The 26,711-nt window shown below is 74.6% G+C and carries 32 protein-coding genes and 1 tRNA gene; 11 read left to right on the top strand and 22 right to left on the bottom strand.

Annotation, left to right across the window (positions count from 1 at the left end; all coding sequences use genetic code 11):
* The first annotated feature begins 117 nt into the window (after positions 1-117).
* Both KDL28_RS41720 and KDL28_RS28355 read left to right on the top strand, forming a co-directional pair.
* Positions 118-1,047 (top strand): GntR family transcriptional regulator, encoded by a 930-nt coding sequence (locus KDL28_RS41720; RefSeq protein WP_252443438.1) that lies wholly within the window; start codon positions 118-120, stop codon positions 1,045-1,047.
* Between the two features lie 56 nt (positions 1,048-1,103).
* Positions 1,104-1,736: a helix-turn-helix domain-containing protein gene (locus KDL28_RS28355; RefSeq protein ID WP_252443436.1), complete on the top strand. Its 633-nt coding sequence runs from the start codon at positions 1,104-1,106 to the stop codon at positions 1,734-1,736.
* 134 nt (positions 1,737-1,870) lie between these two features.
* Here the strand turns inward: KDL28_RS28355 and KDL28_RS28350 are convergent, their stop codons facing one another.
* The 6 genes from KDL28_RS28350 to KDL28_RS28325 all read right to left on the bottom strand — a co-directional run bounded on the left by KDL28_RS28350 (position 1,871) and on the right by KDL28_RS28325 (position 6,246).
* Complete coding sequence (locus KDL28_RS28350) at positions 1,871-2,434, bottom strand: hypothetical protein (protein ID WP_252443434.1); 564 nt, start codon at positions 2,432-2,434, stop codon at positions 1,871-1,873.
* Positions 2,435-2,477: 43 nt separating this feature from the next.
* Positions 2,478-2,900, bottom strand: a complete 423-nt coding sequence (locus KDL28_RS28345) for a class F sortase (RefSeq protein WP_252443432.1) — start codon at positions 2,898-2,900, stop codon at positions 2,478-2,480.
* A 206-nt stretch (positions 2,901-3,106) separates the two neighbouring features.
* Positions 3,107-3,760 carry a CHRD domain-containing protein gene (locus tag KDL28_RS28340; RefSeq protein WP_252443430.1) on the bottom strand — a complete coding sequence of 218 codons (654 nt, stop codon included), beginning with the start codon at positions 3,758-3,760 and terminating at the stop codon, positions 3,107-3,109.
* Between the two features lie 426 nt (positions 3,761-4,186).
* Positions 4,187-4,537 (bottom strand): hypothetical protein, encoded by a 351-nt coding sequence (locus KDL28_RS28335; protein ID WP_252443428.1) that lies wholly within the window; start codon positions 4,535-4,537, stop codon positions 4,187-4,189.
* Between the two features lie 157 nt (positions 4,538-4,694).
* The gene (locus tag KDL28_RS28330; protein ID WP_252443426.1) at positions 4,695-5,186 is read right to left on the bottom strand and encodes an Lrp/AsnC family transcriptional regulator; all 492 of its coding nucleotides are present in this window, start codon (positions 5,184-5,186) and stop codon (positions 4,695-4,697) included.
* Positions 5,187-5,358: 172 nt separating this feature from the next.
* The gene (locus KDL28_RS28325) at positions 5,359-6,246 is read right to left on the bottom strand and encodes a LysR family transcriptional regulator (RefSeq protein ID WP_252443424.1); all 888 of its coding nucleotides are present in this window, start codon (positions 6,244-6,246) and stop codon (positions 5,359-5,361) included.
* Between the two features lie 82 nt (positions 6,247-6,328).
* Here KDL28_RS28325 and KDL28_RS28320 point away from each other — a divergent pair, with 82 nt between their 5' ends.
* The gene (locus KDL28_RS28320; protein ID WP_252443422.1) at positions 6,329-7,168 is read left to right on the top strand and encodes a PhzF family phenazine biosynthesis isomerase; all 840 of its coding nucleotides are present in this window, start codon (positions 6,329-6,331) and stop codon (positions 7,166-7,168) included.
* A gap of 106 nt (positions 7,169-7,274) precedes the next feature.
* Positions 7,275-7,931, top strand: coding sequence for a DUF2306 domain-containing protein (locus tag KDL28_RS28315; protein WP_252443420.1), 657 nt, complete (start codon positions 7,275-7,277; stop codon positions 7,929-7,931).
* Positions 7,932-7,941: 10 nt separating this feature from the next.
* Here the strand turns inward: KDL28_RS28315 and KDL28_RS28310 are convergent, their stop codons facing one another.
* From KDL28_RS28310 to KDL28_RS28300, 3 genes are all read right to left on the bottom strand, one after another.
* Entirely contained in the window at positions 7,942-9,105 is a 1,164-nt protein-coding gene (locus tag KDL28_RS28310) for an epoxide hydrolase family protein (RefSeq protein ID WP_252443418.1), read from the bottom strand.
* Between the two features lie 142 nt (positions 9,106-9,247).
* Positions 9,248-10,138 (bottom strand): RNA polymerase sigma factor SigJ, encoded by an 891-nt coding sequence (gene sigJ, locus KDL28_RS28305; protein ID WP_252443416.1) that lies wholly within the window; start codon positions 10,136-10,138, stop codon positions 9,248-9,250.
* A 198-nt stretch (positions 10,139-10,336) separates the two neighbouring features.
* Positions 10,337-10,540, bottom strand: coding sequence for a cold-shock protein (locus KDL28_RS28300; RefSeq protein WP_252443414.1), 204 nt, complete (start codon positions 10,538-10,540; stop codon positions 10,337-10,339).
* A 296-nt stretch (positions 10,541-10,836) separates the two neighbouring features.
* Between KDL28_RS28300 and KDL28_RS28295 the strand changes: the two genes are divergently transcribed.
* Together KDL28_RS28295 and KDL28_RS28290 are read left to right on the top strand one after the other, a co-directional pair.
* On the top strand, positions 10,837-11,094 hold the full coding sequence (locus tag KDL28_RS28295; protein WP_252443412.1) for a type II toxin-antitoxin system Phd/YefM family antitoxin: 258 nt from the start codon (positions 10,837-10,839) through the stop codon (positions 11,092-11,094).
* Positions 11,091-11,465, top strand: a complete 375-nt coding sequence (locus KDL28_RS28290; protein ID WP_252443411.1) for a type II toxin-antitoxin system VapC family toxin — start codon at positions 11,091-11,093, stop codon at positions 11,463-11,465. The genes KDL28_RS28295 and KDL28_RS28290 overlap by 4 nt, the downstream gene beginning before the upstream one ends.
* A 65-nt stretch (positions 11,466-11,530) precedes the next feature.
* Here KDL28_RS28290 and KDL28_RS28285 read toward each other — a convergent pair.
* From KDL28_RS28285 to KDL28_RS28265, 5 genes are all read right to left on the bottom strand, one after another.
* Positions 11,531-11,603: transfer RNA gene (locus KDL28_RS28285), tRNA-Ala, on the bottom strand.
* Positions 11,604-11,647: 44 nt separating this feature from the next.
* The gene (gene sepX, locus KDL28_RS28280; RefSeq protein WP_252443409.1) at positions 11,648-12,730 is read right to left on the bottom strand and encodes a divisome protein SepX/GlpR; all 1,083 of its coding nucleotides are present in this window, start codon (positions 12,728-12,730) and stop codon (positions 11,648-11,650) included.
* 195 nt (positions 12,731-12,925) lie between these two features.
* The gene (locus tag KDL28_RS28275; RefSeq protein WP_252443407.1) at positions 12,926-13,588 is read right to left on the bottom strand and encodes a GNAT family N-acetyltransferase; all 663 of its coding nucleotides are present in this window, start codon (positions 13,586-13,588) and stop codon (positions 12,926-12,928) included.
* Between the two features lie 16 nt (positions 13,589-13,604).
* Entirely contained in the window at positions 13,605-14,831 is a 1,227-nt protein-coding gene (gene glp, locus KDL28_RS28270; RefSeq protein WP_252443406.1) for a molybdotransferase-like divisome protein Glp, read from the bottom strand.
* Positions 14,832-14,838: 7 nt separating this feature from the next.
* Positions 14,839-15,726 carry a UTP--glucose-1-phosphate uridylyltransferase gene (locus KDL28_RS28265; RefSeq protein WP_252443404.1) on the bottom strand — a complete coding sequence of 296 codons (888 nt, stop codon included), beginning with the start codon at positions 15,724-15,726 and terminating at the stop codon, positions 14,839-14,841.
* 273 nt (positions 15,727-15,999) lie between these two features.
* Here KDL28_RS28265 and KDL28_RS28260 point away from each other — a divergent pair, with 273 nt between their 5' ends.
* The 3 genes from KDL28_RS28260 (at position 16,000) to mscL (ending at position 17,599) form a co-directional block, all read left to right on the top strand.
* Positions 16,000-16,344: an FmdB family zinc ribbon protein gene (locus KDL28_RS28260; protein ID WP_252443402.1), complete on the top strand. Its 345-nt coding sequence runs from the start codon at positions 16,000-16,002 to the stop codon at positions 16,342-16,344.
* 126 nt (positions 16,345-16,470) lie between these two features.
* The gene (locus tag KDL28_RS28255; RefSeq protein ID WP_252443400.1) at positions 16,471-17,181 is read left to right on the top strand and encodes an SAF domain-containing protein; all 711 of its coding nucleotides are present in this window, start codon (positions 16,471-16,473) and stop codon (positions 17,179-17,181) included.
* Position 17,182: 1 nt separating this feature from the next.
* The gene (mscL, locus tag KDL28_RS28250; protein ID WP_252443399.1) at positions 17,183-17,599 is read left to right on the top strand and encodes a large conductance mechanosensitive channel protein MscL; all 417 of its coding nucleotides are present in this window, start codon (positions 17,183-17,185) and stop codon (positions 17,597-17,599) included.
* Positions 17,600-17,638: 39 nt separating this feature from the next.
* Here mscL and KDL28_RS28245 read toward each other — a convergent pair whose 3' ends face one another.
* The 6 genes from KDL28_RS28245 to KDL28_RS28220 form a co-directional block, all read right to left on the bottom strand.
* Positions 17,639-17,845 carry a hypothetical protein gene (locus tag KDL28_RS28245; protein WP_252443397.1) on the bottom strand — a complete coding sequence of 69 codons (207 nt, stop codon included), beginning with the start codon at positions 17,843-17,845 and terminating at the stop codon, positions 17,639-17,641.
* Positions 17,846-17,848: 3 nt separating this feature from the next.
* Complete coding sequence (locus KDL28_RS28240) at positions 17,849-18,337, bottom strand: MogA/MoaB family molybdenum cofactor biosynthesis protein (protein ID WP_372497097.1); 489 nt, start codon at positions 18,335-18,337, stop codon at positions 17,849-17,851.
* Positions 18,338-18,433: 96 nt separating this feature from the next.
* The gene (locus KDL28_RS28235; RefSeq protein WP_252443393.1) at positions 18,434-19,468 is read right to left on the bottom strand and encodes a sensor histidine kinase; all 1,035 of its coding nucleotides are present in this window, start codon (positions 19,466-19,468) and stop codon (positions 18,434-18,436) included.
* A gap of 22 nt (positions 19,469-19,490) precedes the next feature.
* Positions 19,491-20,216: a response regulator transcription factor gene (locus KDL28_RS28230; protein ID WP_252443391.1), complete on the bottom strand. Its 726-nt coding sequence runs from the start codon at positions 20,214-20,216 to the stop codon at positions 19,491-19,493.
* Positions 20,217-20,810: 594 nt separating this feature from the next.
* Positions 20,811-22,241 (bottom strand): sensor histidine kinase, encoded by a 1,431-nt coding sequence (locus KDL28_RS28225; RefSeq protein WP_252443502.1) that lies wholly within the window; start codon positions 22,239-22,241, stop codon positions 20,811-20,813.
* 44 nt (positions 22,242-22,285) lie between these two features.
* Positions 22,286-22,984, bottom strand: coding sequence for a response regulator transcription factor (locus KDL28_RS28220; RefSeq protein WP_252443389.1), 699 nt, complete (start codon positions 22,982-22,984; stop codon positions 22,286-22,288).
* A 131-nt stretch (positions 22,985-23,115) separates the two neighbouring features.
* Here KDL28_RS28220 and KDL28_RS28215 point away from each other — a divergent pair, with 131 nt between their 5' ends.
* Entirely contained in the window at positions 23,116-24,084 is a 969-nt protein-coding gene (locus KDL28_RS28215) for a DUF2332 domain-containing protein (RefSeq protein WP_252443387.1), read from the top strand.
* 4 nt (positions 24,085-24,088) lie between these two features.
* Here KDL28_RS28215 and KDL28_RS28210 read toward each other — a convergent pair whose 3' ends face one another.
* Positions 24,089-24,907, bottom strand: a complete 819-nt coding sequence (locus KDL28_RS28210; protein ID WP_252443385.1) for an ABC transporter permease — start codon at positions 24,905-24,907, stop codon at positions 24,089-24,091.
* A gap of 15 nt (positions 24,908-24,922) precedes the next feature.
* Positions 24,923-25,861, bottom strand: coding sequence for an ATP-binding cassette domain-containing protein (locus tag KDL28_RS28205; protein ID WP_252443383.1), 939 nt, complete (start codon positions 25,859-25,861; stop codon positions 24,923-24,925).
* A gap of 86 nt (positions 25,862-25,947) precedes the next feature.
* On the opposite strand from KDL28_RS28205, the gene KDL28_RS28200 reads away from it, so the two are divergent.
* Entirely contained in the window at positions 25,948-26,688 is a 741-nt protein-coding gene (locus KDL28_RS28200; RefSeq protein ID WP_252443381.1) for a TetR/AcrR family transcriptional regulator, read from the top strand.
* Positions 26,689-26,711: the final 23 nt, after the last annotated feature.

Here is a 26,711-nt window from a genome sequence, read left to right as displayed (position 1 = left end):
GGATCGGTGAGCAGTGGGCGAGCGACGAAGTGCACTTCCGGATGTGCACCAGGAATACACGTGGTCCGAGAGCGGGGGCGAGTGCTCCCGGCAGAACCGCACTAGTACAGTCCCAGGGTGTCGTCGAACGAGGAGGGCGAGCGGCCGTACCAGCGGGTCGCCGCGGCCATCCGCCACCGGATCACCACGGGCGCGCTCCGCCCCGGCGACCGCGTGCCGTCCACGCGGCAGCTCGTCCGCGACTTCGCCGTGGCGATGGCCACGGCCACCAGGGCTCTCGCGGTGCTGCGTGACGAGGGCCTGGTGGTGACACGACCGGGATCGGGCACGGTCGTGCGCGCACCGGACCCACCGGCACGACGCGCCGGGCGGACCCCGGACCGCGCGCTCACCACCGCGCGGATCGTGGACACCGCCTTGGCGATCGCCGATGCGGAGGGCCTGGACGCCGCGTCGATGCGCAGGCTCGCCGCAGAGCTCGGCGTCGGCCCGATGTCGCTGTACCGGCACCTGTCCGGGCGCGAGGAGCTGGAGCACCTGCTCGTGCGGGCCGTGTTCCGGGCGCATCCGCTGCCCGACCCGGGGCCGCCGGGCTGGCGCGCGCGACTGGAGCTGGTGTGCCGGCTGGAGTGGGCGGCGTTCCGCAGGCACCCGTGGTTGCCCGAACTGGTCTCGCTCACCAGACCGCTGCTCGTCCCCGAGGTGATGGCCCACACCGAGTGGATGCTGCAAGCGCTGGACGGGCTCGCGCTGACCTCCACCGAGAAGGCGCGCGAAGTCCTCGCCCTGCCCGCGCTCGTCCGCGGCATCGCCCTCAGCGCAGCCGCGGAGGTGCGCGCCGAGCGGGAGACCGGGGTCGCCAACGACGAGTGGTGGACCGTCCTCGACGACGAGGTGCAGGCCCGCATGTCCTCCGGCCGCTTCCCGCGGCTGGCCGCCCTGCCCATGGAGCCGGCGCAGGACTTCGACCGCCTGCTGGAGCACTCCCTGACCCGCCACCTGGACGGCCTGGCCGCGCGGCTCGGTCGCGGCCGGGCAGGGCCGTAGCCCGGCCGGCACGGCGCCGGCGCCGGTGCCGCTCGCCCTGCGGCACTATGGACGGCATGCAGTCGTCGCAGGACGTGGCCGCCGCCGTCGGCCGCAACGTCCGCGCACTGCGCCGCCAGTACCGGATGACGGTGGACTCGCTCGCCGCGGCCGCGGGGGTCAGCCGCGACACCGTCATCCAGATCGAGATGGCGCACGGGAACCCCAGCATCGCCACCCTGTGCGGGCTGGCCGCGGCCCTGCGGGTCGGGGTCGACTCGCTGGTCGACGGCGACGCGCAGCCGCAGGTGCTGCTGCGCCGCGACGGCGACGCGCCGCGGCTGTGGAGCACCCCGGCGGGCAGCAGCGCGATCTTCCGGATCGGCACCGACCCGCCCGACGCCGTCGAGCTGTGGGACTGGACGCTGCAACCCGGCGACTCCTTCGACGGGGAGGCCCACTCGATGGGCACCCGCGAGGTCCTGTCGGTGCTGTCCGGGCGGCTGGGGCTGCGCATCGGCCGCACCGCCCAGCAGCTCGGGGCGGGCGACTCGGTGGTGTTCCAGGCGCACGCCCCGCACCGCTGCACCGCGGAGGGCGACGTGCCGGTCCGGTTCGTGATGGCCGTGCTGCACTCCGGCGACGCGGCGCTCGCCGGGCCGGTCGGCATCGCCGAGGCGGAGGTCCCCCTCGACGACCCGGCGCCCTGACCCGTCAGCCCCGCGGGCGCGGCGCGGACCAGAAGAACTCCAGCTGGATGCCGTCGGGGTCGCGGAAGGTCAGCATGGCGTTGGCGGTGTAGGCGGCCCGCACCGCAAGACGCCGGCGAGGAGGACCGGGTGGCTCAGCAGGTGTCGAGCCGGAAGGGCCGGTGGACCGGCGAGACCGCGAGGGTGACCGCCTCGATGTCGGAGCGGTAGGTGCAGCCGGTCGGCGTGGTGACCTCGACGCTGTCCGGGTCGACGAACCGCGCCGCGGGCGCCGGGGCGCCCTCCAGGCCCTGGTAGACCAGGCTCTCCTGGGCGAACGGGCCGCTGCCGGAGCGCACCACCACCGCGTAGGCCGGGTCGATGATGACCCTGGCCTCCAGGACCACCAACCGGCGGTCGTCCGCGGCGGTCTCGGAGACCTCGGTGCTGTCGTTGACGAGCTGGGAGGCCAGCCAGACCAGCCCGACCCAGCCGACCACCGCCACGGCGCCCACGACCACCACCAGCCCCCGCAGGAGCCCGCGCCGGGCGACGACCGCGAACGCCACCGTGACCAGCACGATCGCCAGCAGGACGGCCCCGGAGGTGTACCAGCGGGCGTGGCGCAGGTGGAACGGGTCCATCACGGAGAGCCCACCCAGGCCCACCGCGACCAGGGCCAGCGCCATCAGGATCACGGCGCTGCGCAGTCTCGGCATGCCCCGAATCCTGCCGGTGCCCGCCGACGGGCGGGCACCGGGATCAGGCGGGCGTGGCGTAGACGATGTAGTTGTCGACGTAGCTGCGCTTGACCTCGTCGAACTCGCCACCGCAGGTGATCAGGACGAGCTTGCGCGCACCCTTGGTGTCGAACACGTCGTCGGGCAGCGCGGACTTGACGCTCTGCTTGGTCTCGCTGACTTCGAAGGTCCACTTCTCGCCCAGGCCGTCGACGACGGTGATCGGGTCGCCCTTCTCGAGCTCGGTGAGCTTCGCGAAGTAGCCGAGCCCGGCCGTGGCCGAGTCGACGTGCCCGGCGATGAGCGTGGTGCCCTCGTCGGCGCCCATCGGCTTGCTGCCGACCCACCAGCCGAGCGCGTCGATGTCCTTGGGGATGTTCAGCGACCCGTCATCGGCCACGTTGACCAGGCCGACCGGGGCCGGGCCGGCCCCGGCGATCTCCACCGAGGCCGGGGTGACGTTGGCCGGGCCCGAGTCGTCGTCGGAGTCCGGCTGAGCCGGCGCGGACGGGGCAGGCGCCGCCTGCCCCGCCGGCGCCGACCCAGCCGGGAGGGGAGCTCCGGCGGTCCCGCCCGGCGTCCCACACGCCGTCAGGAACAGCGCCAGGAGCAGCCCCGAAGCGGCCGCACGGCCGGCGACGCGCCCGCCCATCAGGCGTTGTCGGTGCCGGAACGGCGGCGGAAGGCGATGGCACCACCGGCGGCGGAGGCGATCAGCAGCGCGCCCGCGGCCACGGCGCCGGAGTTCGGCCCGGCCTGCGAGGCGGCGAACTGGCCACCGTCACCGGTGTCGATGATGTCGGGCTTCTCCTCCTTCTCCGCGGACTTCAGCTGGGCGCGGGCGACGCCCGACGGCGGCTGGAAGCTCTCGGAGTGGGTGTTGATGTACCAGTTCTCCGGGTTCTCGATGATCCGCTTGGCGAGGTCGGGCTCGAGCTCGACCTCGGCGGCCTTGCCCTCGTCCACGGCCTCGGCGTCGAGCTCGACGACCACGTCGCCGTTCTCGCCCTCCTTGCCCTTGTGGATGTGGGCCGCGCTGATCGTCTCCGAGTTGCCGCTGACGGTGATCGTGTAGGTCATGTCGCCGTCCTCGGTCAGCGAGATGCTGGCCGTCAGGTCGGTGCCTTCCTCGCCGCTGCCCTCGGGGACCTCCTCGTCGCCGCTGCCCGAGGCGCTGAGGGTGAACCACTCCTTCTTGCCACCGTCGTCCTCCTGAGCGGAGGCCAGGCCGGTGATGCCCAGCAGCGAGGCGGCGGTCAGCGCGCCAACCGCTGAAGCGGCACCGATCAGACGTCGCACAGTCATCGAGAACTCCTTCGGTGGAATGGGTGAGCCGGTGCTCCGCAGCCCCGACAACCGACGACACGGGGGGGCCACCGCCGGTAGTTCACACGAGTTCCCCCCGGACCGCGGGGAGGCGGCGAACGGCGGCCGGCGCACGGCCACCGGTCGAATCCGGCCACACGGGACAGATCCGACGTCCCGCCACCGAGGCCGAGGCACGCTCACCGCGCCGACGGCTCCGTCGGCCGGAATGCCACGATCGGCCCGACACGAGTCGATCTTCCGCGCGTGGGTTCCTGCTCAGTCCGCGCCGGACCCGCGGTGGGGTGTCGGGGACGGGGGACCCGAAGGCGGCGCACAGCGCCCGGACGTCGGCGACGTCCTCGGCGGCGGGCGGGTAGGAGGTCTTGAACCGACTCGGCGGCGCCGGGCAGCCGGCGGTAGCCGTCAGAGCGCCGCGCGGCGCGCGCGCTGGGCCAGCGTGCCGGCGCCCAGGCCGCCGACGGCGAGCCCGCCGATCACGAACGCGATGACCGCGGCACCCCCGCCGTCGCCGGTGGCGCGCTCGTTGGAGGTGGCGGGCTCACCGAGCCTGCTCTGGCAGGCGAAGCCGTCGTGGTTGGGGTCGAGGCGGTCGGCGTCGACGATGTGCGCGTCGAGGGCGGCCTGCGCGTCGGAGCGGGTGGCGAAGTCGGGGCACGACTGCGGCAGCGGCGACGCCGCGGCGGCGACGCCGGACGGCAGCAGCGTCGCCACGACCGCGATGCCCACGGCGGCCAGTGCGGTGCGGAGTCTCATGCGTGTCCCCCCGGGTCGGCGATGACCGCGCCGCGCAACGGCGCACGTCGAATTCTCGCACTCGACGGATTTTCGTTACCTGCCGTGCACCTTCCTCTCGGATGCATAACGACTGGTCAGAGCGCGCAACCGAAGCCGGGGTGAGACGTCGTGGCGATCAGTGGGACCGGGCTGGGCGCGGCTCGACCGGGGTGGCGACGACGAACGAGCTCGTGGTCTGGCCGAACAGCTGGAAGGCGTCGAGGATGTCCTCCAGGTCGGCCACGGCCGGGATGTGGACCTTGAGCAGGAAGCAGTCCTCCCCCGAGATCCGGTGGCACTCGCTCACCTGCGGCGTCCGCTGGGCCAGTTCGGCGATCCGGGGCAGTTGGCGCGGGCCGGGGCGGATGCGCACCCACGCCGTCACCGGGAGGCCGACGGCGGCCGGGTCGATGTCGAGCCGGTAGCCGCGGATGACGCCCGTGTCGTGCAGCCGGTTGACCCGCTCGCGGACCGCGGGGGCGGACATCCCGACCGCCTTGGCCAGCTCGGGCACGGAGGCGCGCGGGTCGTCGGTGAGCAGGTCGAGGAGGCGGCGGTTGACCTCGTCCAGGGCGGGCTTGCCGTTCGCGAGGTGAGCAGCCGCGGAAGACTTCGGTGTCGTCGTCATCTGCTCCGACTTCTTTCCGGATGCCTTGGGCGCACTTCTTCCAGTTTTGATGCTAGTGCGCCGCACCAACGGTTTCCGACGGTTCCGAGCGACGGCGAATCGATTCCGCCACGGGCGTACTCGGGGGTCAGCGCCCGCGTTCCAGCACCTCGGTCGGTCCCGCCGGGAGCGGCTACCAGTTCGCCGCCGCCGACTCGACCGCCGAGGCGACCGCGGCGACGGCGGCGGAGGGCCGGCGCCGGTGGTCGGTGAGCAGCGAGAGCGGGACGTCCGGGCGCGGCACACCGGCCACCCGGCGCAGCGACCCGTCGGCCAGCCCGGCCGCCACCGCCACGCGCGGCAGCACGGCCAGCCCGAGGCCGGCCGCCACGCACGAGCGCACCGCCTCGATGCTGCCGAACCGGGTGATCCGCGGGTGCGCGGGCGCCCCGGCGGCCAGCTCGCGCACGAACCGGTCGGTGTAGGAGCAGCCCTCCTCCAGCAGGAACCACGGCTGCTCGGCCAGCTGCGCCCACGACCGCGGGCCGTCGGTCGCGGGGTGCCCGGCCGCGCCGACCACCTCGATCGGCTCGCGCCCGATCCGGCGCGCGGGCAGGTCGCCGGGCAGGTCGTCGTCGAGGAGGAGGGCGATGTCGAGCCTGCCGTCCGGGCCGGTCAGCGCGCCGAGGGCCGCCGCGGTGCCGGCCGGGGTCAGGTGCACCCGCACCCCGGGCTGCCGGGCGGCCAGCGCGGCGATCACCGGGGGCAGCCGGTAGGCGCACACCGACTCGGTGGCCCCGATCGTCACCTCACCCGCCGGGGCGCCGCCCGCACCGGCCGCGTCGAGCAGCCGCTGCTGGTCGTCGAGCAGGTCGCGCGCGGGGCCCGCGACGCGGCGCCCGGCGTCGGTCAGCCGCGCCCCGCCGGGCAGCCGGTCGAACAGCCGCGTCCCGAGCCGCCGCTCCAGCGCCTGCACGTGCCCGGTGACCGTGGACTGGACGACGTGCAGCTCGGCCGCGGTGGCGGTGAAGCTGCCGGTGCGGGCCAGCACGAGGAACGTCCGCAGCAGGCGCGTGTCCACGCCGCATGGTATCGCGTTTCCCGATGAGGTCGACCGCGATTCATCGTTGGACTCGATGGGCACCGCCCGGCACGCTGGGGTCATGACCGAGGTCCTGCGCTACGCCGCCTTCACCACCGATCCCGCCGGCGGCAACCCGGCGGGCGTCGTGCTCGACGCCGACGCCCTCGACGACGCCGCGATGCAGCGGATCGCCGCCGAGGTCGGCTACTCCGAGACCGCCTTCCTCACCCCGATCGACGGCGAGCGCCGGTTCCGGGTCCGCTACTTCAGCCCGCTCGCCGAGGTCGCGTTCTGCGGGCACGCCACGATCGCGAGCGCCGTCGCGCTGGCCGAGCGCGACGGCGTCGGCGACCTGGTCTTCGAGACGGGCGCCGGCACCGTGCCGGTCGCGACCAGCAAGCCGGACGCCGTGCGCGCGAGCCTGGTCAGCGTGCCCACCCGGTCGCGCCCCGCGAGCGACGACGAGGTCGCGCGGGCGCTGGCCGCGCTGGGCTGGTCGGCCGACGACCTGCACCCGCAGTGGCCCGCGCACGTCGCCTTCGGCGGCGTCGAGCACCTGGTGCTCGCCGTCCGCACGCGCGAGCGCCTCGCCGACCTCGACTACGACTTCACCGCGCTGGGCGAGCTGATGCGCGAGTGCGGCTGGACGACCGTGCAGCTGTTCTGGCCGCGCGACGAGCGGACCGTGCACGCGCGCAACCCGTTCCCGCCCGGCGGGGTGGTCGAGGACCCGGCGACCGGCGCGGCCGCCGCGGCGCTCGGCGGCTACCTGCGCGCCGTCGGCCGGGTCGACCGGCCGTCGCGGATCACCGTGCACCAGGGCGAGGACATGGGGCGGCCCAGCGAGCTGATGGTCGACGTGCGCCCCGACGACCCGCGGGTGACCGTCACCGGCAGCGCCACGGCCATCCCGGCCTGAGCGGGGATCGGGGAAGTCCCGGAGGGCGGTCGGGGGCGCGACCGGATCCGGTGCGGCGCCGCGGCCCGGACCATCGCAGGTGCCCGGCCACCCCGAGAGGACTCCCATGACCGCTCCCACCCGCCCGAGCTGGCTGCTGCCGACCGGGCTGATCCTGCTCAGCGCCATCCCGGTGCTGGGGGGCGCCGTCCGGATGGGTGCGCTCACCGGCGGCGTGGCCGCGACCGCGGCCGACAGCCGGTTCACCGACTCCCCGGTGCCGATCGTCGTGCACGTCGTCGGCGCGACCGTGTACTGCCTGCTGGGCGCGTTCCAGTTCGTCCCCCGGTTCCGCCGCCGCCGACCCGGATGGCACCGGGCCGCCGGGCGGTACGTGCTGGTGCCGTGCGGGCTGGCCGCGGCGCTGTCCGGGATCTGGATGACCGTGGCGTACCCGGTGCCGCCGGGTGACGAGGGCCTGCTGTTCGCGCTGCGCCTGGTGTTCGGCGCCGCGATGGCCGCGGCGCTGGTCCTGGGCGTCCTCGCCGCCCGGCGCCGCGATGTCGCCGCCCACCGGGCCTGGATGACGCGCGGCTACGCCATCGGCGTCGGTGCCGGCACCCAGGCGCTGGTCCACCTGCCCTTCGCCCTGGTCGGCCCGACACCCATCGGGACCGACCGGGCCCTGCTGCTGGGCCTGGGCTGGTTGATCAACGTGGCGGTGGCGGAGTGGGTGATCCGCCGCCGCGCCGGCACCCTGCGCCCGGCCGCGGTGGCGGCGTGAGCGCGGATCGTCAGCGCAGCGCCCGGAAGAACCCCCGCACGTCGTCGACCCACAGCTCCGGCTGCTCCATCGCCAGGAAGTGCCCGCCGCGGTCGAGCTCGGTCCAGCGCACGACGTGGTGGTCGCGCTCGGCCCAGCGGCGGATGGTCACGTCGTGGGTGGAGACGAGCACCCCCGTCGGTACGGACGGGCCGGGCGCGTCCCACCCGCCCCCGTCGTCCCAGGACTTCGCGGAGATCTCCTCGTAGTAGACCTGGGCGGCCGAGCCCGCGGTGCCGGTGAACCAGTACAGCGCGACGTCGGTCAGGAACCGGTCGCGGGCGATGCTGTCCTCGGGCAGCCCGTCGGCCGGGTCGGTCAGCTCCTTGAACTTCTCCACGATCCAGGCGAGCTGGCCGACCGGCGAATCGTGCAGCCCGTAGGCGACCGTCTGCGGGCGCTTGGCGTTGCACTGCAGGTAGCCGTCGTTGAAGTCCTGCATCGCCTGCCAGCGCCGCTGCTCGACCTCGGTCAGCCCGTCCATCTCGCCCTCCGCCCCGATCGGGAACGTCAGCAGGGCGTTGACGTGCACGCCGACCACCCGGTCGGGGTGCTGACTGCCCAGCTCCGGGGCCACCCACGCCCCGGTGTCGTAGCCCTGCACCCCGAAGCGCTCGCAGCCCAGCCGGGTGAGCAGCGTGCCGATGGTCGAGGCCATGCGCGCCGCCCCCATCCCCGGCCCGGCCAGCGGGGTGGAGAAGCCGAAGCCCGGCAGCGAGGGCACGACGACGTCGAACGCGTCGGCCGGGTCGCCGCCGTGCGCCCGCGGGTCGGTCAGCGGCCCGACGACGTCGCGGAAGTCGGTGAACCCGCCCGGCCAGCCGTGCAGCAGCACCAGCGGCAGCGCCCCCGGCTCGGCCGAGCGCACGTGCGCGAAGTGCACGTTCTGCCCGTCCACGTCGGTGGTGAACTGCGGCAGCGCGTTGAGCTCCGCCTCGGTGGCCCGCCAGTCGAAGCAGGTGCGCCAGTGCTCGGCGAGCTCGCGCAGGTACCCGACGGGGACCCCGCGGCTCCAGCCGACGCCGGGCAGCTCGTCGGGCCAGCGCGTGGCGGCGAGCCGGGCGGCGAGGTCGTCGAGCCGGTCCTGCGGGACGTCGATGCGGAACGGGTGGATGTCGGGAGCGGTCGTCGTCATGGCGGCGACGCTAGGGAGCCGAGCGGCCACTTCCCGTCCGCAATGCCCCGGTCTTCGACGAGGAGCGACGGCGTCGACACCTGCTGGTGATGCTCGGGATCCCGTTCCTACGCTGACGAGCCCGCGCGCCGGCCCGCTGCGCCTACGTCCACGGCCGCAGCTTCTCCGGGTTGCGCACCGCCCAGATCCGCGTGATCCGGTCCCCGGCCACGTCGAACGCCATCACCGCGCCGACGGCGTCGCCGTCGCGGATCACCAGGCCGGGCTGGCCGTTCACCGCGCGTTCGAGCAGGGTGATGCCCGGCGCCCGGTCGGCCAGCTCGACGAAGAAGCGGGCGACCTCCTCGCCGCCCGTCACCGGGTGGAGCTCGGCGCTGACCAGCCCGCCGCCGTCGCCGATCGCCGTGACGCCGGGATCGAGCAGGCCGATGAGGGCGGGGATGTCCTTGGCCTCCCACGCCCGCTTGAAGTCCCGGACGATGCCGGCGCGCCGGTCCGGCGCGACGGGCGGGTTCTGCGACGCGCGCAGGCGGCGGCGGGCCGAGGACGCCAGCTGGCGGCAGGCGGCCGGGGTGCGGCCGACGATCCCGGCGACGTCGGTGAAGGGGTAGCCGAACACGTCGTGCAGGACGAACGCGACGCGCTCGGCCGCGGTCATCGACTCCAGGACGACGAGGAAGGCCATGGCGACCGACTCGTCGAGGGTGACCCGCTCCGCCGGATCGGCGGGTCCCGACCGACCGCCCACCCACTCCGCGCGATCGGGCAGCGGCTCCGGGAGCCACTCGCCCACGTAGCGCTCCCGCCGGGCCCGCGCCGAGCCGAGCAGGTCGAGGCAGATGCGCCCGGCCACCGTCGTCATCCAGGCGGCGGGCGAGGCGATGGCCTCCCGCTCCCGGGGCGACAGCGCCCACCAGCGGGCGTGGGTCTCCTGGACGACGTCCTCGGCGTCGGCCAGCGAACCGAGCAGCCGGTAGGACAGGTTGAGCAGCCGGCGCCGCTCCGCGGCGACCGGGTCCGCCGGGGTCGACATGGCCCGCCTCCTCGTCCGCAGCCGTCCTCACCGCTATGACGACGCAGCGCCCCCGACTGTGAGGGCGAGACCGTGAGAGAGCATCACAACCGGTCTGGGTGGCCGGGGCCGCGACGGTGCGCACCGGCCGAGGAAACGACAGCGGCGGCACCACCGGTCCGGTGGTGCCGCCGCTGTCGGCGTATCAGGTGATCCGCGTCAGATGGGGCGGACCCCGGTGGCCTGGGGGCCCTTGGCGCCCTGGCCGACCTCGAACTCCACGCGCTGACCCTCGTCGAGGCTCCGGAAGCCGGAGGCGTCGATCTCGGAGTAGTGCACGAAGACGTCAGCGCCGCCGCCGTCCTGAGCGATGAAGCCGAAGCCCTTCTCGCCGTTGAACCACTTCACAGTTCCCTGCGCCATGCGATGTGCTCCTAGCAGCCGTTGGAACGGACACCGTGCCCGTTCCGGCCGATCCGCGTGGCAGGAGCACCGCGACGAGCGCTATGCACCTGCCCAACGTGTTCCCGCGGGCGTGCATCACACGAGCACCGAAACCGAACGACCGACACCTAGTGAACCACGTTCCGGCACCGAGCGGTGATCCACCCCCCGGTCTTCGGCGCGTCCGCACCCCCGACGGACCCGTCCCGCCACCGCACCGGAGGCCGTTGGCCGCGGGCCGCGCAGCGGACTAAGCTCCTAGCTAAGGAGGACCCATGTCCAGCGACGCCGCCTCGCAGTTCAACATCCATGATGCCAAGACCAACCTCTCCCGCATCATCGACCGCGTCGAGCACGGTGAGGAGATCATCATCAGTCGGGCGGGCACTCCGGTGGCGAAGGTCGTCCCCCTGACCCGTCGCGTCACCCGGACCGGCCGGGGCTCGCTGGCCGGCACCCTGGTCGCGACCGAGGACTGGGACAGTGACGAGGTCAACGACCTGATCGCCGACGATTTCCATCCCGCGCTGTGAGCGTGCTGCTGGACACCCATGTCGTGCTCTGGTGGCTGACCGACGATCCGACCCTGTCGGACGACGTCAAGAGCCTGCTCGACCACGATCCCGACGTCTTCCTCAGCCCGGTCACGCTGTGGGAGGTCACCGTCAAGCAGGCGATCGGCAAGCTCCAGGAGCCGACCGATCTGCCCGAACGGGTCCGCGACAGCGGGTTCCGAGAACTGCCCGTCACCTTCGAGCACGCCATCGTCGCCGGTCGGCTCCCCCTCATCCACCGTGACCCGTTCGACCGCATGCTCATCGCGCAGGCGCGGTGCGAGAACCTCACCTTGGCCACGAGGGACACCGCCATCCAGAAGTACGACGTCGCGGTCCTCGTCGCCTGACGGGCCACGGCGGTCCGAACGACGACGGCGCCACCCGATGGGTGGCGCCGCCGATGCTCGTGGGGTGGAGCTGAGGGGAATCGAACCCCTGACCTACTCGATGCGAACGAGTCGCGCTACCAACTGCGCCACAGCCCCGGATCCCGCCGTCACCGGCGGTGTGGCAGAACCTTATCAGCCCCTCACTCACCGACCGCACGCCGGTAGTCGGGCCGGTGCGGGCACTCCTCGAGGTCGTGCAGCTCGGGGTCGTCCAGGTCGGTGTCGACCAGTGACGTGCCCGCGGGCAGCGGTGGGGTGGGGACCGGCTCCCGGCGCGGCAGCGCGGACTCGACCTCCATCATCTCCAGGCCGGGGCCCGGACCGCGCCAGAGCGGGGCGCCGGTGCCTGCGACGCGCTCCGGCTCCTCGCGGGCCAGCTCGTCGGGCTCGGAGTCGGTGTGCGCGTCGCCTTCCGGGGCGTCGGCCTCGTCGTCGTAGCGGTCGTCGTAGCGGTCGTCGTAGCGGTCGTCGTAATCGTCGGGATGGTCGTCGGTGTGGCGGTCGTCGCGCCCGTCGGCCGCCTCGGCACGGGCGGCGCGGCGGACGGCGTCGGCGACGGTCTCCCGGCCGTTGCGGGCCGGGCCCGAGGCCGCGCGGCCGCGCTCGGCCCACTCGTCGAGATCCGGGTCCTCGGCGGCCGACGTGCGACGGGTGCCTGCCATGCGGGCGGCGCGCCGGTGGCGGATGGACTCCTCCAGCCGCACCTGGCGACGCAGGTAGGCGAGGTAGGCCACGAGCGCGACGTCGACCGCGCCGTGCACCCACCACACCCACGCGACGGCGAGGCCGGCGACCAGGGCGGTGGCCACCACCAGGACCAGCATCACCAGCACCACCCGCTGGCGGAACGCGTAACGCGCGCGGGCGGCCAGCGCCGCGGCCTCGGGGTCGAACCCGCCCCGGCCGCGGCGGTACCTCGGCGGGGGGCGCTCCCACGCCCGGTCGTCCTCTGCAGGCGGTGGCCGCTCGTCGTCGGCCACGGCCACGGACCGCTGCTGCTCGTCGTGCTCGGTCACGTCCACCTCCTGTTCGCGTGCCCCGACCGGCGCGCGGGTGTCGCGACCACGGTCCCGGTCGCGCCCGCGACGGGGCCGGTCGAGCACCCGCCCGGAGAGCGCGGCCGTGCTCGGCCGTGCCACCTCCTGCCGGTGTCGCGCGACCGCGGGGACGAGGATGAGCAGCCAGACCACGACCAGCCCCAGAAAGATCATCGAGCTGGGCACGGCTGCCTCCTCCCCCCACGGCACAGCGGGCCACGACCCCGGCCCCCCCGGGCCAAGATCGCGTCCGGCCTTCAACGGTAGTGATCGGAGGGGGGCGGACCAGGCAGCGACGCGCCGTCACCGGCGATGTTCACCCGCGAGTCGTCCACCGGCCGGTGTGGCGGATGTGGCTCGTGTGACTCAGGTGAAGTGTTACTACGCCCATTCAGCCCTGCCGCTGGCGACCAGCCGGCCCACCACGCCGCTCGGGCCGGGCTCGTCGGCGGTGAGCGCGAAGACCAGGTGGTCGCGCCATCCGCCGTCGACGTCGAGGTAGCGCTGGAACAGGCCCTCCTCGCGGAACCCCAGCTTGGCCAGCACCCGCAGGCTGGCCCCGTTCTCCGGGCGGACCGTGGCCTCCAGGCGGTGCAGCCCGACCGGGCCGAAGCAGTGGTCGACGACCATGGCGACGGCCGCGGTGATCACCCCGCCGTTCGCGACGGCCGCGTCGACCCAGTAGCCCACGTAGGCCGACAGCAGCGGTTCGCGCACCACGTTGCCGACCATCACGTGCCCGACGAACCCGCCGTCGAGGGTGACCGCGAACGGCAGCGCCGCCCCGCGGCGGGCCGCCACGCGCAGCTGGTACCAGCGCGGTGGCCACTCGCCCGCCGCGTGGCGCTGCTCCCACGTGCCCGGCATGGTCGGCTCCCACGGGGCCAGGTGCCGCTCGTCGCGGATGCGCACCTGCGACCAGGCCGACCCGTCGCGCAGCCGCACGGGCCGCAGCTCGACCTCGCCCGCCCGCACGCGCAGCGGGCCGAGGCGCGCGGGCCAGCCCGGGTGCCGCCCTTCGACCTGGGGATGCGTGGAGACCACCGCTCAGGGCACCGGGTCAGGAGGGGGCGGGGAGGAAGACGACGTCCACGGGCTCGTCCACGGTGGCTTCGGTGACCGGTTCGGGAACCACGATGATGCCGTTCGCGTCGGTCAGCGTCGACAGCAGGTGGGTGCCCGAGGTGCCGATCGGCTGCACAAGGTACTCCCGGGTGACCTGGTCGCGCAGCAGCCTGCCGCGCAGGAAGCCGCGCCGCCCCGCCGCGGAGCTGACCGGCGAGGTGAGCCGGGCGGAGATCGTGCGCCGGTGCGGGTCGGAGCGCCCCAGCGCGGTGCGCAGCAGCGGGCGCACCAGCACCTCGAACAGCAGCAGCGCGGTGGCGGGCGAGGACGGGAACAGGAAGGTGGGCACCCCGTCCGGGCCCAGCCGGCCGAAGCCCTGGCTGGAACCGGGGTGCATGGCGACGCGGGTGGTGTCCAGCTCGCCGAGGCCGGCCAGCGCGGCCTGCACCTCGGCGCCCGCGTTGCCGCCCACCGCCCCGCAGACCACGATGACGTCGCTGAACGGCAGCCGGTCCTGCATCGCCGCGCCGACGTCGCGCGCGTCGCCGCGGACCAGGCTCGCCCGCGCCGTCTCCGCGCCCGCCTCCCGGGCGGCGGCGGTCAGCGCGTGCGAGCAGACGTCGGCGACCTGACCCGCGCCCGGCGTGCGGGCCAGGTCGACCAGCTCGTCGCCGACCGAGATCACCGACACCCGCGGTCGGGGGTGCACGAGCACCTTGTCGCGCCCGGCCGCGGCGAGCAGCGCCACGTGCGGCGCGCCGATCACCGCGTCGCGCCGGACGGCGACGTCGCCGGGCTGGACGTCCTCGCCGACCCGGCGGACGAACGACGCCGAGGGCACGCCCCTGCGGACCTGCAACCGCGCGGCCCCCGCGTCGGTGAACGCGACCGGCACGACGGCGTCGGCCAGGGTCGGCAGCGGGGCGCCCGCCGCCACCCGGACCGCCTGCCCGGGCTGCAGCCGCAGCGGCTGGCGCGAACCGGCCGGGATCTCCCCGACGACGGGCAGCATGACCGGGTGCGCCGGGCCGGCCCCGGCGAGGTCGACGCTGCGCACGGCGTAGCCGTCGATGGCGGCCTGGTCGAACCCGGGCAACGGGCGCGCCGTGACCACCTCCTCGGCGCAGCGCAGGCCGTGCGCCTCCGAGATCGCGACCCGCACCGGAGCGGGCCGGACCGCGGCGGCCAGCACCCGCCGCAGCTGCTCGTCAACCGACCGCACGGTCGGGTCAGCCGTTCAGCCGTGCGGCCAGCCATTCGCGCAGGTCGGGCCCGTACTGCGGGTCCTGCAGCGCGAAGTCGACGAAGGCGCGGACGTAGCCGCCCGGGTTGCCCAGGTCGTGGCGGCCGCCGCGGTGCACGACGACGTGGACGGGGTGGCCCTCCTCGATCAGCAGCGCGACGGCGTCGGTGAGCTGCAGCTCGCCGCCCGCACCGGGGGTGATCCGGTCGAGTGCGTCGAAGATCGCGACGTCGAGCAGGTAGCGGCCGGCGGCGGCGAACGTGGACGGCGCCTCGTCGGCGGCGGGCTTCTCCACCATGCCGTGCACGCGCTTGACGTCGTCGTCGTCGGTGTCGGTGACGTCGAAGACCCCGTAGGCGGAGATCTCCTCGCGGGGCACGTCGAAGGCGCACAGCACGCTGCCGCCCTTCTGCGCGCGGACCTCGGCCATCTTCGACAGCACCCCGGTGGGCAGGACGATGTCGTCGGGCAGCAGGACGGCGAACGCCCCGTCGGCCGGGTCGATGGCCTCGCGGGCGCAGCCGACGGCGTGCCCGAGGCCCTTGGCCTCGAACTGGGTGACGGTGCGCACGCTGATCAGCTCGTGGGCCCGGCGGACCTTCGCCACCAGCTTGCCCTTGCCGCGCTCCTGCAGCTCCTTCTCCAGCTCCGAGGAGTCGGCGAAGTGCGCGGCGACGGCGTCCTTGCCCGGTGAGGTGACGATCAGCAGCTGCTCGGCGCCTGCCTCGGCGGCCTCCGCGGCGACGATCTCGATCCCCGGTGTGTCGACGACCGGGAGGAGTTCCTTGGGCACGGTCTTGGTGGTGGGCAGGAAACGCGTACCCAGGCCGGCGGCCGGAACCACGGCGGAGCGGAACGGCGGTGCGGTGTTCATCGGACGACCTCCCCCGACGGTTCGATGGCGGGCTCGTACATGGTGGGCGAGCCTATCGGCGCCGGTAGCGTGCCTGCCTGACGGCACGCGCAGAGCGGGATCCCGATCAGGGACCGGTGCGGACGAGGACGTGCCGCGGGGCGCCCGACCGGCCGGTGACCGCGGCGCTGCTGCCCTTCGGCGGGTTGCGTCAGCTCGGGAACAACGGATGATCCCCCCGGGTTATGCTGGCACTCTCTGCGTTCGAGTGCCAGATTTCCGAGTGAGGGACTTGTGCCTACCTACCAGTACGCCTGCACCGCCTGTGACCACCGGTTCGAGGCCGTGCAGTCCTTCTCCGACCCCTCCTTGACGGAGTGCCCGAACTGCGCGGGCAAGCTGCGCAAGGTCTTCTCCTCGGTGGGGATCGTCTTCAAGGGCAGCGGCTTCTACCGCACCGACAGCCGCTCCGGGGCGGCCAGCGGCACGGCCCCGGCCAAGAGCGAGGCGGGCTCCGCCACGAAGAGCGAATCGAGCACGTCGTCGGATTCGGGGTCGAGCACGAGCTCGACGAACGGGTCGTCCGGCTCCAGCAGCAAGGACAGCGGGTCGAGCGCACCGGCCGCCGCCGCATCCTGACACGACCCCCCGACGGCGACCGGCCTCGACCGGTCGCCGTCGGGTGAGTCGTCCACAACCGGCGAGTTGTCCACAGCCGGGGAGGTTTCCCGGTCGTCGGGGGTCGCAGCGACCTAGCGTCGAGCCATGACCGACGCACCCGCCTCCTCCGCTCCCACCACCGCAGCCGCCCCGGGCGATCCGCGGCGGCGCCCGCCCGGGCGCCGGCCGGCGTGGCTGCGCCGCGGCGGGCCGCCGGGCCGGCTCGGCTGGCGGCGCGCCCTGCTGCTGCGCCGGGTGCTCGCGGCCGCGTTGGCCGCCACCGCGCTCGTGCTGGCCCTCTCCCCCGCCGAGCGCGTCGCGGTGGTGCCCGTGGTCGTGGCGGCCGCCGACGTCCCGGCGGGCGCCCGGCTCACCGCCGCAGACCTCGTCGTGCGCGAGTGGCCTGCTGAGCTGGCCCCGGCCGGGGTCGCGCACGAGGTCCCGGCCCTCGACGGCCGGTCGCTGGTCGCCGCCGCCCGCGCAGGCGAGCCCATCACCGACGCCCGGCTGGCCGGCGCCGCCCCGGCCACCGACCCGGGCACCGCGGTCGTCCCGGTCCGGCTGGCCGACCCCGCCGTGGCGGCCGTGCTCGCCCCGGGCAGCCGGGTCGACGTGGTGGCCGCGGGCGAGCGCCCCGACGAGCCCGTCGTGCTCACCTCCGGCGCCACGGTCCAGGCCGTGCTCGACCCCGCCGCGGCCGCCCGCGCCGGTCCGGGCTCCGGCGAGCTGCTGGTGCTGATCTCCATGCCGAGATCGGCCGCCGAACGGGTGGCCGCCATGTCGCTAAGCGGGGCGCTCGCCGTTACCCTCCGCTGACATGATCAAAGGGTTCAAGGACTTCCTGCTCCGCGGCAACGTCATCGACCTTGCCGTGGCGGTGGTCATCGGCACCGCGTTCACGGCGATCGTGACCGTGTTCACCGGCAGCATCGTCGAGCCCCTGATCAACGCGATCACGCCACCGGAGAGCCCGGGCCTGGGGTTCAGCATCATCTCCGGCAAGGACACCACCTACGTCGACTTCGCCGCGGTGATCACGGCCGCGATCAACTTCCTGATCGTGGCCGCGGTGGTCTACTTCGTGATCGTGCTGCCGATGAACCTGATCAAGGAGCGGCGCAAGCGCGGTGAGGAGGCCGGGCCGCCGGAGCCCACCGAGATCGAGCTGCTGGTGCAGATCCGCGACCTGCTGGCCCAAGGCGAGCCGACGGCCAAGCCGGAGCAGCACCGCTGACGCGGTCGTCGTCCCGCTCCACCTCGACCGGCGCCGGCCTCAGCGCTCGCGGTCGTGGTGGGGCGGACGGTCGGCCAGCAGGTCCTCGTCGGCCCTGCGCTCCGCGATCGGGTCGCGGTCGTCGCGCTCGTCGGCGGTGGTGGCCGGCAGGACGTCGCCGAACACCTCGGCGAGCCGCCTGCGCTGCTCCTCGGTCAACGGCGGGCGCGCGGTCGGCCCGGTCGACCCGGATGACTCGGCCGGCACCGGCTAGTCCAGCCCGGACAGCTCGCTGATCACGTGCGCGACGAGCGGGGTCAGGGTCGCCATGCCGTCGCGGATGGCCGCGCGGGAGGGGGCGAGGTTGACCACCAGCGTGCTACCGGAGACGCCGACCAGGCCGCGGGACAGGCCGGCGTCGACGGCGCCCGCGGCCAGCCCGGAGGCGCGGATCGCCTCGGCGATGCCGGGGATGGGGCGGTCGAGCACGCCCGCGGTGGCGTCGGCGGTGACGTCGCGCGGGGAGACCCCGGTGCCGCCGACCGTCACCACCAGGTCGACACCGCCGATCACCGCGGTGTTGAGGGCGTTGCGGATGGCCACCGGGTCCCCGGGCACGACGACGACCGCGTCCACGACGAGCCGGGCCTCCTCGAGCAGCTCGCGGACCAACGGGCCGATGGTGTCGACGTGCTCGCCATGGCTCACCCGGTCGTCCACGACCACCACGAGGGCACGACCGATCTGGGGTGGGGCCATCTCCATGCGTGCACCGTAGCGGGGACGCTGCGGGGTGATCCGCCCCGCCCGGGCGCGGGCGCCGCCGCCCCGGCGACCCGCCTCCCACCAGGGGGTTCAGTCGCCGGTGGGCGCGGCCAGCGGCAGGCGCACCTCGAAGCGGCAGCCGGGGCCGGTGTTGCGCACCCGGATCCGCCCGTCGTGGGCCTCCACCAGGCCGCGGGCGATGGCCAGCCCGAGCCCGCCGCGCGACGCGTCGTCCGGGGTGCGCGCGGTGGCGCCGCGGAAGGCCACGTCGAAGACGCGGTCGATGTCCTCGGCCGGGATGCCGCCGCAGCCGTCGTCGACCCACAGCCAGGCGTGGGCGTCGCCGCCCTCGTCGCGCCCGGTCCCGGCCGCGACGACGACCGAGCCGAGCGGGGGCGTGTGCCGGATCGCGTTGGAGAGGAGGTTGCGCACCACCCGGGTCAGCTCCGGGTCGCTGCCGCGCACCACCGGCCACTGCGCGCTCTCCGCCGCCCGCACGTGCACCTGCCGGCGGGCCGCCACCGCGTGCTCGGCGGCGACCGCGTCGCTGACCACCTCGTGCAGCGGCACGTCGGACAGCGTCAGCCGCAGCGCGCCGGAGGTGATGCGGGAGAGCTGGAACAGGTCCTCGACCATCGCGGTCATCCGCTCGGTCTCGGTCCGGATGCGCAGCGCGTACTCGGCCACCTCCGCCGGCCGGTCGACGACGCCGTCGGCCAGCGCCTCGCTCATCGCCCGGATGCCGGCCAGCGGCGTGCGCAGGTCGTGGCTCATCCAGGCGACCAGCTCGCGGCGCGACTGCTCGGCGGCCAGCTCGGCCTGCCGCGCCTCGTGCAGCCACATGACGTCGCGGGCGATCCCCCGGCCGAGCAGCAGCGCCGCAGGCACGGTCACCGCGGCGACCACCGTCCCCACCCCGACGACGGCCAGCAGCGCCGGGGTGAACATGAACCCGCTGGTGCCGACCACCCCGGCCAGCGTGGCCACCACGGGCACCAGGACCAGCACGGTGGTCGCGGCGGTGATCGAGCGCCGGCGCATCCGGTGCAGCAGCCACGCCCCGAGCAGCGCCACCGGCAGCGACGCGGCCAGCGCCACCGGGACGGCGGCCAGCAGCTGGTCCATCAGCGGGTCCGGGGCACGGGGCTCAGCCCGCCGCGGCGGGCGTCGCCCCGCAGGCGCCGTCGTAGCGGTAGCCCACGCCCCACACGGTCGCGATGCGCCGCGGCGCCGTCGGGTCCGGCTCGACCTTCTCGCGCAGCCGCCGGACGTGCACGGTGACCGTGGACCGGTCGCCGAAGTCCCAGCCCCACACCCGCTCCAGCAGCTCCGCCCGGCTGAACACCTGCCCCGGCCTGCGGACCAGGAAGGCCAGCAGGTCGAACTCGCGGGTGGTGAGCTGCAGGGCGCGGCCGTCCCGGTAGGCCCGGCGCCCGGGGACGTCGACGGTGAGGTCGCCGTCGACGACGGGCTCGTGGTCGACGTCGCGGGCCGGCAGCTCGCGCGAGCGGCGCAGCACCGAGGCCACCCGCAGGACCAGCTCGCGGGGGCTGAAGGGCTTGGTGACGTAGTCGTCGGCGCCGAGCTCGAGGCCCAGCACCCGGTCCTCCTCCTCGCCCAGCGCGGTCAGCACCACGATCGGCACGCGCTGTGCGTCGCGGCGCAGCCGCCGGCAGACCTCCAGGCCGCCGAGGCGGGGCAGCATGAGGTCGAGGACGACGACGTCGGGGGCCTTCTCGGCCACGCAGCGCAGCGCCTGCTCGCCGTCGCCGGCGACCAGCACCCGGTAGCCCGCCCGGTCGAGGTAGCGGTGCACGACGTCGCGGACGGTCACGTCGTCGTCCACGACCAGCGCCAGCGGGCGGTCGGTCATCGGGCATCCACGCGGTGAGGCTAGTGCCGCCTGGAGGGTGCGGCGGCGCGGTGGCGCGCCTCGTCACCGTTCGGTAAGACCTGCGGCTCCGGCGCCCGTGCTCACGCAACGCAACCGTTCGTGGCACGAACAAAGACAGGGCCGCGCCGACGTCGGGGAGGGGTCCTTCGTCGGCGCGGCCACCTTGTCTCCCGGCAGAGGGGCACCACGGCCGGGACAACACCACGACACCAGACGATTACCCACCGCGTCAACCTCGGCGGGCATCAACAACACGAATACCCCCGGCGCCGCGCGTCGACACGCCGCAGGTCCGCCCGCCTCGGACGTCCGCGCCGACCACGGCATCCTATCCAACCCGTCCAGGTCAGCCCAGGACACGACGGTGTGTCGCGCGATCGTGTGACGCTCCGGGACCGGACACAGCACTACACGGCGCCCGGAGCCGTCCCGACCAAGATCATTGGCGTGAGTCCTCGCATAGACCGTTCAGACTCACCAACACAGGGCTGTAAGGCCCTACCCACGGCCGACCGGATCGGGGTGGCGGTCGGCAGTGTCGCATGGCAGGCGGGCGCGGCCCGCCTCTCACCCTCAGTGACGGTCGTACTCCGCGGGTCGACGTCCCGGGAGGCGCATCACCAGCAGCGCGCCGCCCTCCGGCGCCCGGTCGGCCCAGACGGCCCCGCCGTGGCGCACCGCCACCTGCCGCACGATGGCCAGCCCCAGCCCCGACCCCGGCATGGTGCGGGACGTGTCGGCCCGGTAGAAGCGGTCGAACACGTGCGGCATGTCGGCCTCCGCGATGCCCGGGCCGGAGTCGGCCACTTCCAGCACCATCGACCAGTCGTCGAGCTGGCGCATCCGCACCCGCACGCGACCCTGCGGGGGGCTCCACTTGGCCGCGTTGTCGAGCAGGTTGAGCACCGCCCGTTCCAGGGCGGTCGAGTCGCCCATCAGGGCCCACGGCACGAGCTCGGGGACGAACTCGACGTCCCCGGCCCGGCGCCGGGCCCGCTCCAGCGCCCGCATGACCACGTCGGTGAGCTCGACGGGTTCGTGCACCCGCTGCGGGGCGTCCTCGCGGGCCAGCTCGACCAGGTCGCCCACCAGCGTGGACAGCTCGGCCACCTGGGCCTGCACGTCGTCGAGGATCTCGGCGCGGTCGGAGTCGGGCAGCGCGGGCGCCCCCGGCCTGCTCGCCGAGGCCAGCAGCTCCAGGTTGGTGCGCATCGAGGTCAGCGGCGTGCGCAGCTCGTGGCCCGCGTCGGCGACGAGGCGGCGCTGCTGGTCCTGGGACGCGGCCAGCGCGCCGAGCATCTCGTTGAAGCTGCGGGTCAGCCGGGCCAGCTCGTCGGAGCCGTCCACCGGGATGGGGCGCAGGTCGCCGGTGACCGCGACCCGCTCGGCGGCCGCGGTCAACCGGTCGACCGGGCGCAGCCCGGCGCGGGCGACGGCCGTGCCGGCCAGTGCGGCCAGCACCACGCCGATCGCGCCCACCACCGGCAGCGCCACGCCGAGGGTGGTCAGCAGCTGCTGGGTCGGCCCCAGCTTCTGGGCGATCACCAGCGCCTGACCGCGCCCGGCGCCCACGGCGACCACCCGGTACTGCACCCCGTCGAGCTCGGCGGTGCGCACCGAGGACGGCTCCAGCCCGACCGCCACCGCCAGCTCCTGCTGGTCCATCGGGGGTGCGGAGACCTGCCGCTCGGCCGAGCTGGCCCGGCCGTCGGCCAGCAGCAGGGCGAGCCGGATGTCGCCCGCGCCCAGCACCTCGGTCGGGATCCTCGCCAGCAGGGCGGGGTCGGCCAGCTCGCTCTGCGCGGCCGCCTGGGCCCGCTGCAGCAGGTTGGCGTCCAGGCTCTGGAAGATGTTCAGCCGCACCGTGATGAAGGCCGCCACCGACACCAGGACGACGACCAGCGCGGCCACCAGCGCGGCCAGGATCGCGATCCGCGAGCGCAGCGAGAAGTGGTCGAGCACCTCGATCCGGGCGACCGAACCGTCCGCACGGCGACGGGGCAGGGCGACCGGCTCGGTCGGCCGGTCCGCCGCCGCGGGGCCGGGCCTCACGGCGGGGTGTCGCGCAGCACGTAGCCGACGCCGCGGACGGTGTGGATCAGCCGCGGCTCGCCGTCGGCCTCGGTCTTGCGACGCAGGTACCCGATGTAGACCTCGAGCGCGTTGCCGGTGGTCGGGAAGTCGTACCCCCACACCTGCTCGAGGATCTGGGCGCGGGAGAGCACCCGGCGCGGGTTGGTCAGCAGCAGCTCGAGCAGGGAGAACTCGGTGCGGGTGAGGCTGATCCAGCGCTCGCCCCTGCGCACCTCGCGGGTGTCGGGGTCGAGGCTGAGGTCGCCGAACTCCAGCGTGCGGGGCTGCCCGGCCGCGGCGGCGATGTCGTCGGGGGTGCGCCTGCGCAGCAGCGCCCGCAGCCGGGCCAGCAGCTCCTCCAGGGCGAACGGCTTGGGCAGGTAGTCGTCGGCCCCGGCGTCCAGGCCGGCGACCCGGTCGGACACCGCGTCGCGCGCGGTGAGCACCAGGATGGGCAGGTCGTCGCCGCCGCCGCGCAGGCGCCGGCACACCTCCAGGCCGTCGAGCCGGGGCATCATCACGTCGAGGACCATGGCGTCCGGGCGCTGGGTGCCGATCGCGTCGAGCGCGGCGAACCCGTCGTTGGCGAGCTCGACCTGGTAGCCGTTGAAGGCCAGGGAGCGGCGCAACGAGTCGCGGACGGCCCGGTCGTCGTCGACCACGAGTATGCGCATGTGGCCAGTGTGAACCCGACGTCTGAGACAGTCCTGAGAGGCTGCTGTGCGGGGTCCGTCGATCATCGGCTCGCGGCACCGGGCGGCCCGGGAACACCGTGCCAGCCGCCGTGTCGCCGATGATGGCGGGCGTGTCCTCCCCCACCGACGGCATCGCGCGGACCTACCGGCGGTTCGCGGCCGCGGAGGCCGCCGGGCGCTCCCCCGTCTACGCCGAGCTGGCCCGGCGGATCAGCGGCGACGAGCGCTGCCTCGCCTTCCTGGCCGCGCTCCCCGCGGAGAAGCGCCAGCCCAACCTGCTGTTCGGCGCCGTGCGGCTGGTCGGCGGTCCGATCACCGGGTGGCGGGACTTCGCCGCGACGCTCGTCGGGCGGGCCGCGGAGATCGCCCGGGTGATGCTGTCGCGGCGCACCCAGACGAACATCCCGGCGCGCTGCGCGCCGCTGCTGCCGGCGCTGGCCGCCCTGCCGCCCCCGCTCGCGCTGGTCGAGGTGGGCGCCTCGGCCGGCTTGTGCCTCTACCCGGACCGCTACGGCTACGACTACGACGGCCACGTCGTGCCGCCCGTCGACGGGACCGGGCCGGTGTTCCGGTGCGCGGCGGGCCCGGGCGTCCCGCTGCCCGACCGGCCTGTGGAGGTCGCCTGGCGGGCCGGGCTGGACCTCGCCCCGCTCGACGTGACCGACCCGGACGACGTCGCCTGGCTGGACGCGCTGGTCTGGCCCGGCGAGGAGCACCTCGGCGCGCAACTGCACGCCGCGATCGAGGTCCTGCGGGCCGACCCGCCGCGGCTGGTGGCCGGTGACCTGCGTACCGGCCTGCCCGCCCTGCTGGCCGGGGTGCCCGCCGGCGCCACGCCGGTCGTCTTCCACACCGCGGTGCTGGCCTACCTGCCCGACCCGGCCGACCGGCAGCGCTTCGCCGAGACCGTGCTGGGCTCCGGCGCGACGTGGCTGGCCGCCGAGGCCCCCGGGCTGGTCCCCGGCCCGGCCGCCGCGGCGGCGGCCGGACGGGTCCGGCCCGGGGAGTTCCTGCTGTGCCGCGACGGCGATCCGGTCGCCGCGACCGACCCGCACGGCGCGGCCGTGCGCCTGCTGTGACCGGTCAGCGGCGGGAGCGCCGGACGTAGGCGCCGGTGGCGAAGGCGTAGCCGACCACGAGCAGCCCACCGCACCAGGCCAGCGCGATCCACCCGGCGTCGCCGATGGGCGTGCCGGTGAGCAGCCCCCGCACCGTCTCGATCACCGGCGTGATCGGCTGGTTCTCCCCGATGGCCCGCAGCACCGCCGGCATGCTGTGCGTGGGGACGAACGCGCTGCTCAGGTAGGGCAGGAACAGCATGAAGAAGCCGAACAGGCTGGCCGACTCCACGCTGCGCGCGAGCACGCCGATCCCGGCCGCCAGCCACGACATCCCGAGGATGTAGAGCAGCAGCAGCCCGCCGGCCGGCAGCCACTCGCCGAGCGAGGCGTTCGGCCGGAAACCCACGGCCACCGCGACCAGGATCACGATGGCCGTGGTCACGGCGTTGCGCGCGACGCTGGCCACCACGTGCCCGGTCAGCACGGCCGAGCTGCGGATCGGCAGCGAGCGCAACCGGTCGATCATGCCGCTGGTCATGTCGCCGGTCACCGCCATCGCGGTGTTCGATGCGCCGTAGCCGGTGCACAGCAGCACGATGCCGGGCACCACGTAGTTGACGTAGTCGATGCCGGTCTCGATGGCGCCGCCGAACACGAAGACGAACAGCAGCATGATCATCACCGGCAGCACGATGGAGACCAGCAGGGTGTCCAGGTTCCGCCGGCTCAGCCGGATGCTGCGGTCGATCATCGTCAGGGCGTCGGACAGGCCGGCGGCGATCCCGCCGTGCGCGGTCGGGGCGGTCAGCGCGGACGCGGGCGCTGCGGTCGAGGTGGTCATCGGAGGACTCCTGGGTCAGGCCGGCACGCCGGCGCGGGCGGACGGCGAGGCGGCGGTGACGGCGCGGAAGACGTCGTCGAGGGTCGGGCGGTGGCCGTCGGCGCGGGCCACGTCGACGCCGGCGTCGGCGAGGTCGTCGAGCACCCGGCGCAGGTGGGCGGCGCTGCCGTCGGAGGCGACGCCGAGGACCAGCCGCTCGACGTCGACGACCCCGGGGAGCAGCGCCGCGGCCCGGTCGAGCTCGGAGCGCCGGTCGAAGTGCAGGTCGAGCCGCGACCCGCCGACCTGGGCCTTGAGCGAGTCGGCCGTGCCCGACGCGGCGACGCGGCCGCCGTCGAGGAGCACGATCCGGTCGGCCAACCGGTCGGCCTCCTCCAGGTACTGGGTGGTCAGCAGGATGGTGGTGCCCCCGCGGACCAGCTCGGAGACGGCGTCCCACATCGTCTCGCGGCTGGTCGGGTCCAGGCCGGTGGTCGGCTCGTCGAGGAAGATCACCCGTGGGGTGGCGACGAGGCTCATGCCCAGGTCGAGCCGGCGGCGCATGCCGCCCGAGTAGGTCCGCACGCGTCGGTCGGCGGCGTCGGTCAGGTCGAAGCGCTCCAGCAGCTCGCCCGCCCGGCGCCGGGCCGCGGCCCGGCCCAGGTGCATCAGCCGCCCGACCATCACCAGGTTCTCCCGGCCGGTCTGCTCCTCGTCGACCGCGGCGTACTGGCCGGTCAGGCTGATCACCCCGCGCACCGCGGCGGGCTCGCGTCGCACGTCGTGGCCGGCGACGCGGATCTCGCCCGCGTCGGCGCGGATCAGCGTGCTGAGGATCCGCACCATGGTGGTCTTGCCGGCGCCGTTCGGGCCGAGCAGCGCGCACACCGTGCCTTCGCGCACCGCCAGGTCGACCCCGTCCAGGACCGTGGTCGCGCCGTAGGCCTTCTCGACGCCCGTCGCTTCGATGATCACAGCTACCCCCTTCACTGCGTATGTCGTACGCTAGTCAGCGTATCAGCTACGCAGTTTCGTGCGGAAGGGGCTCCTAGACTGTGCCCATGCCCGACTCCGTCCCCCTGCCCGACGAGGTCGCCCTGCTTTGGGGCCGTCGGGAGGCGCCCCGGCGCGGGCCCAAGGCCACCCTGACGATCGACGAGATCGTGCGGGCCGCCGTGGGCGTCGCCGACGCCGACGGGCTGGCCGCGGTGTCGATGGCCAAGGTCGCCGCCGAGCTGGGCAGGTCGACGATGGCGCTCTACCGGCACGTCCGCAGCAAGGACGAGCTGCTGATGCTGATGGGCGACGCCGCCGTCGCGACCCCGCCCGACCTGTCCGGCGCCGACTGGCGCACCGGCCTCACCACGTGGGCGCTCTCGATCGTGGAGACGCTGCGGGAGCACAGCTGGTTCACCCAGCTGCCGCTGAGCGGGCCACCGGTCGGCCCGAACAACCTGGCCTGGTTCGAGAGCGCCCTGCGCGCGCTGACCGACACCCCGCTCGCCGAGCTGGAGAAGGTCGGCGTCGTGCAGAACCTGATCACCTTGGTGCACGGCGAGGTGCGGCTGGGCCGCGAGCTGCAGCGCAGCTTCGACGAGGACCCCGCCAAGTTCGGACGCTACGGCGAGGTGCTGGCCGAGCTGATCGACCCGGTCCGCTTCCCGGCGCTGAGCCGGGTGGTGTCCAGCGGCGCGTTCAGCGAGCCGGAGATGATCAACCAGGACCTGGCCGAGGACTTCCGGTTCGGGCTCTCGCTGTTCCTCGACGGCGTCGAGGCCTACATGCAGCGGCGCGCGGGTTAGCGGTCGCGGTCGGAGGTTCGTCT

Origin of the sequence: Pseudonocardia humida, assembly GCF_023898865.1 — a bacterium.
Lineage (GTDB): Bacteria > Actinomycetota > Actinomycetes > Mycobacteriales > Pseudonocardiaceae > Pseudonocardia > Pseudonocardia humida.
This window is presented reverse-complemented; position numbering and strand designations above follow the sequence as displayed.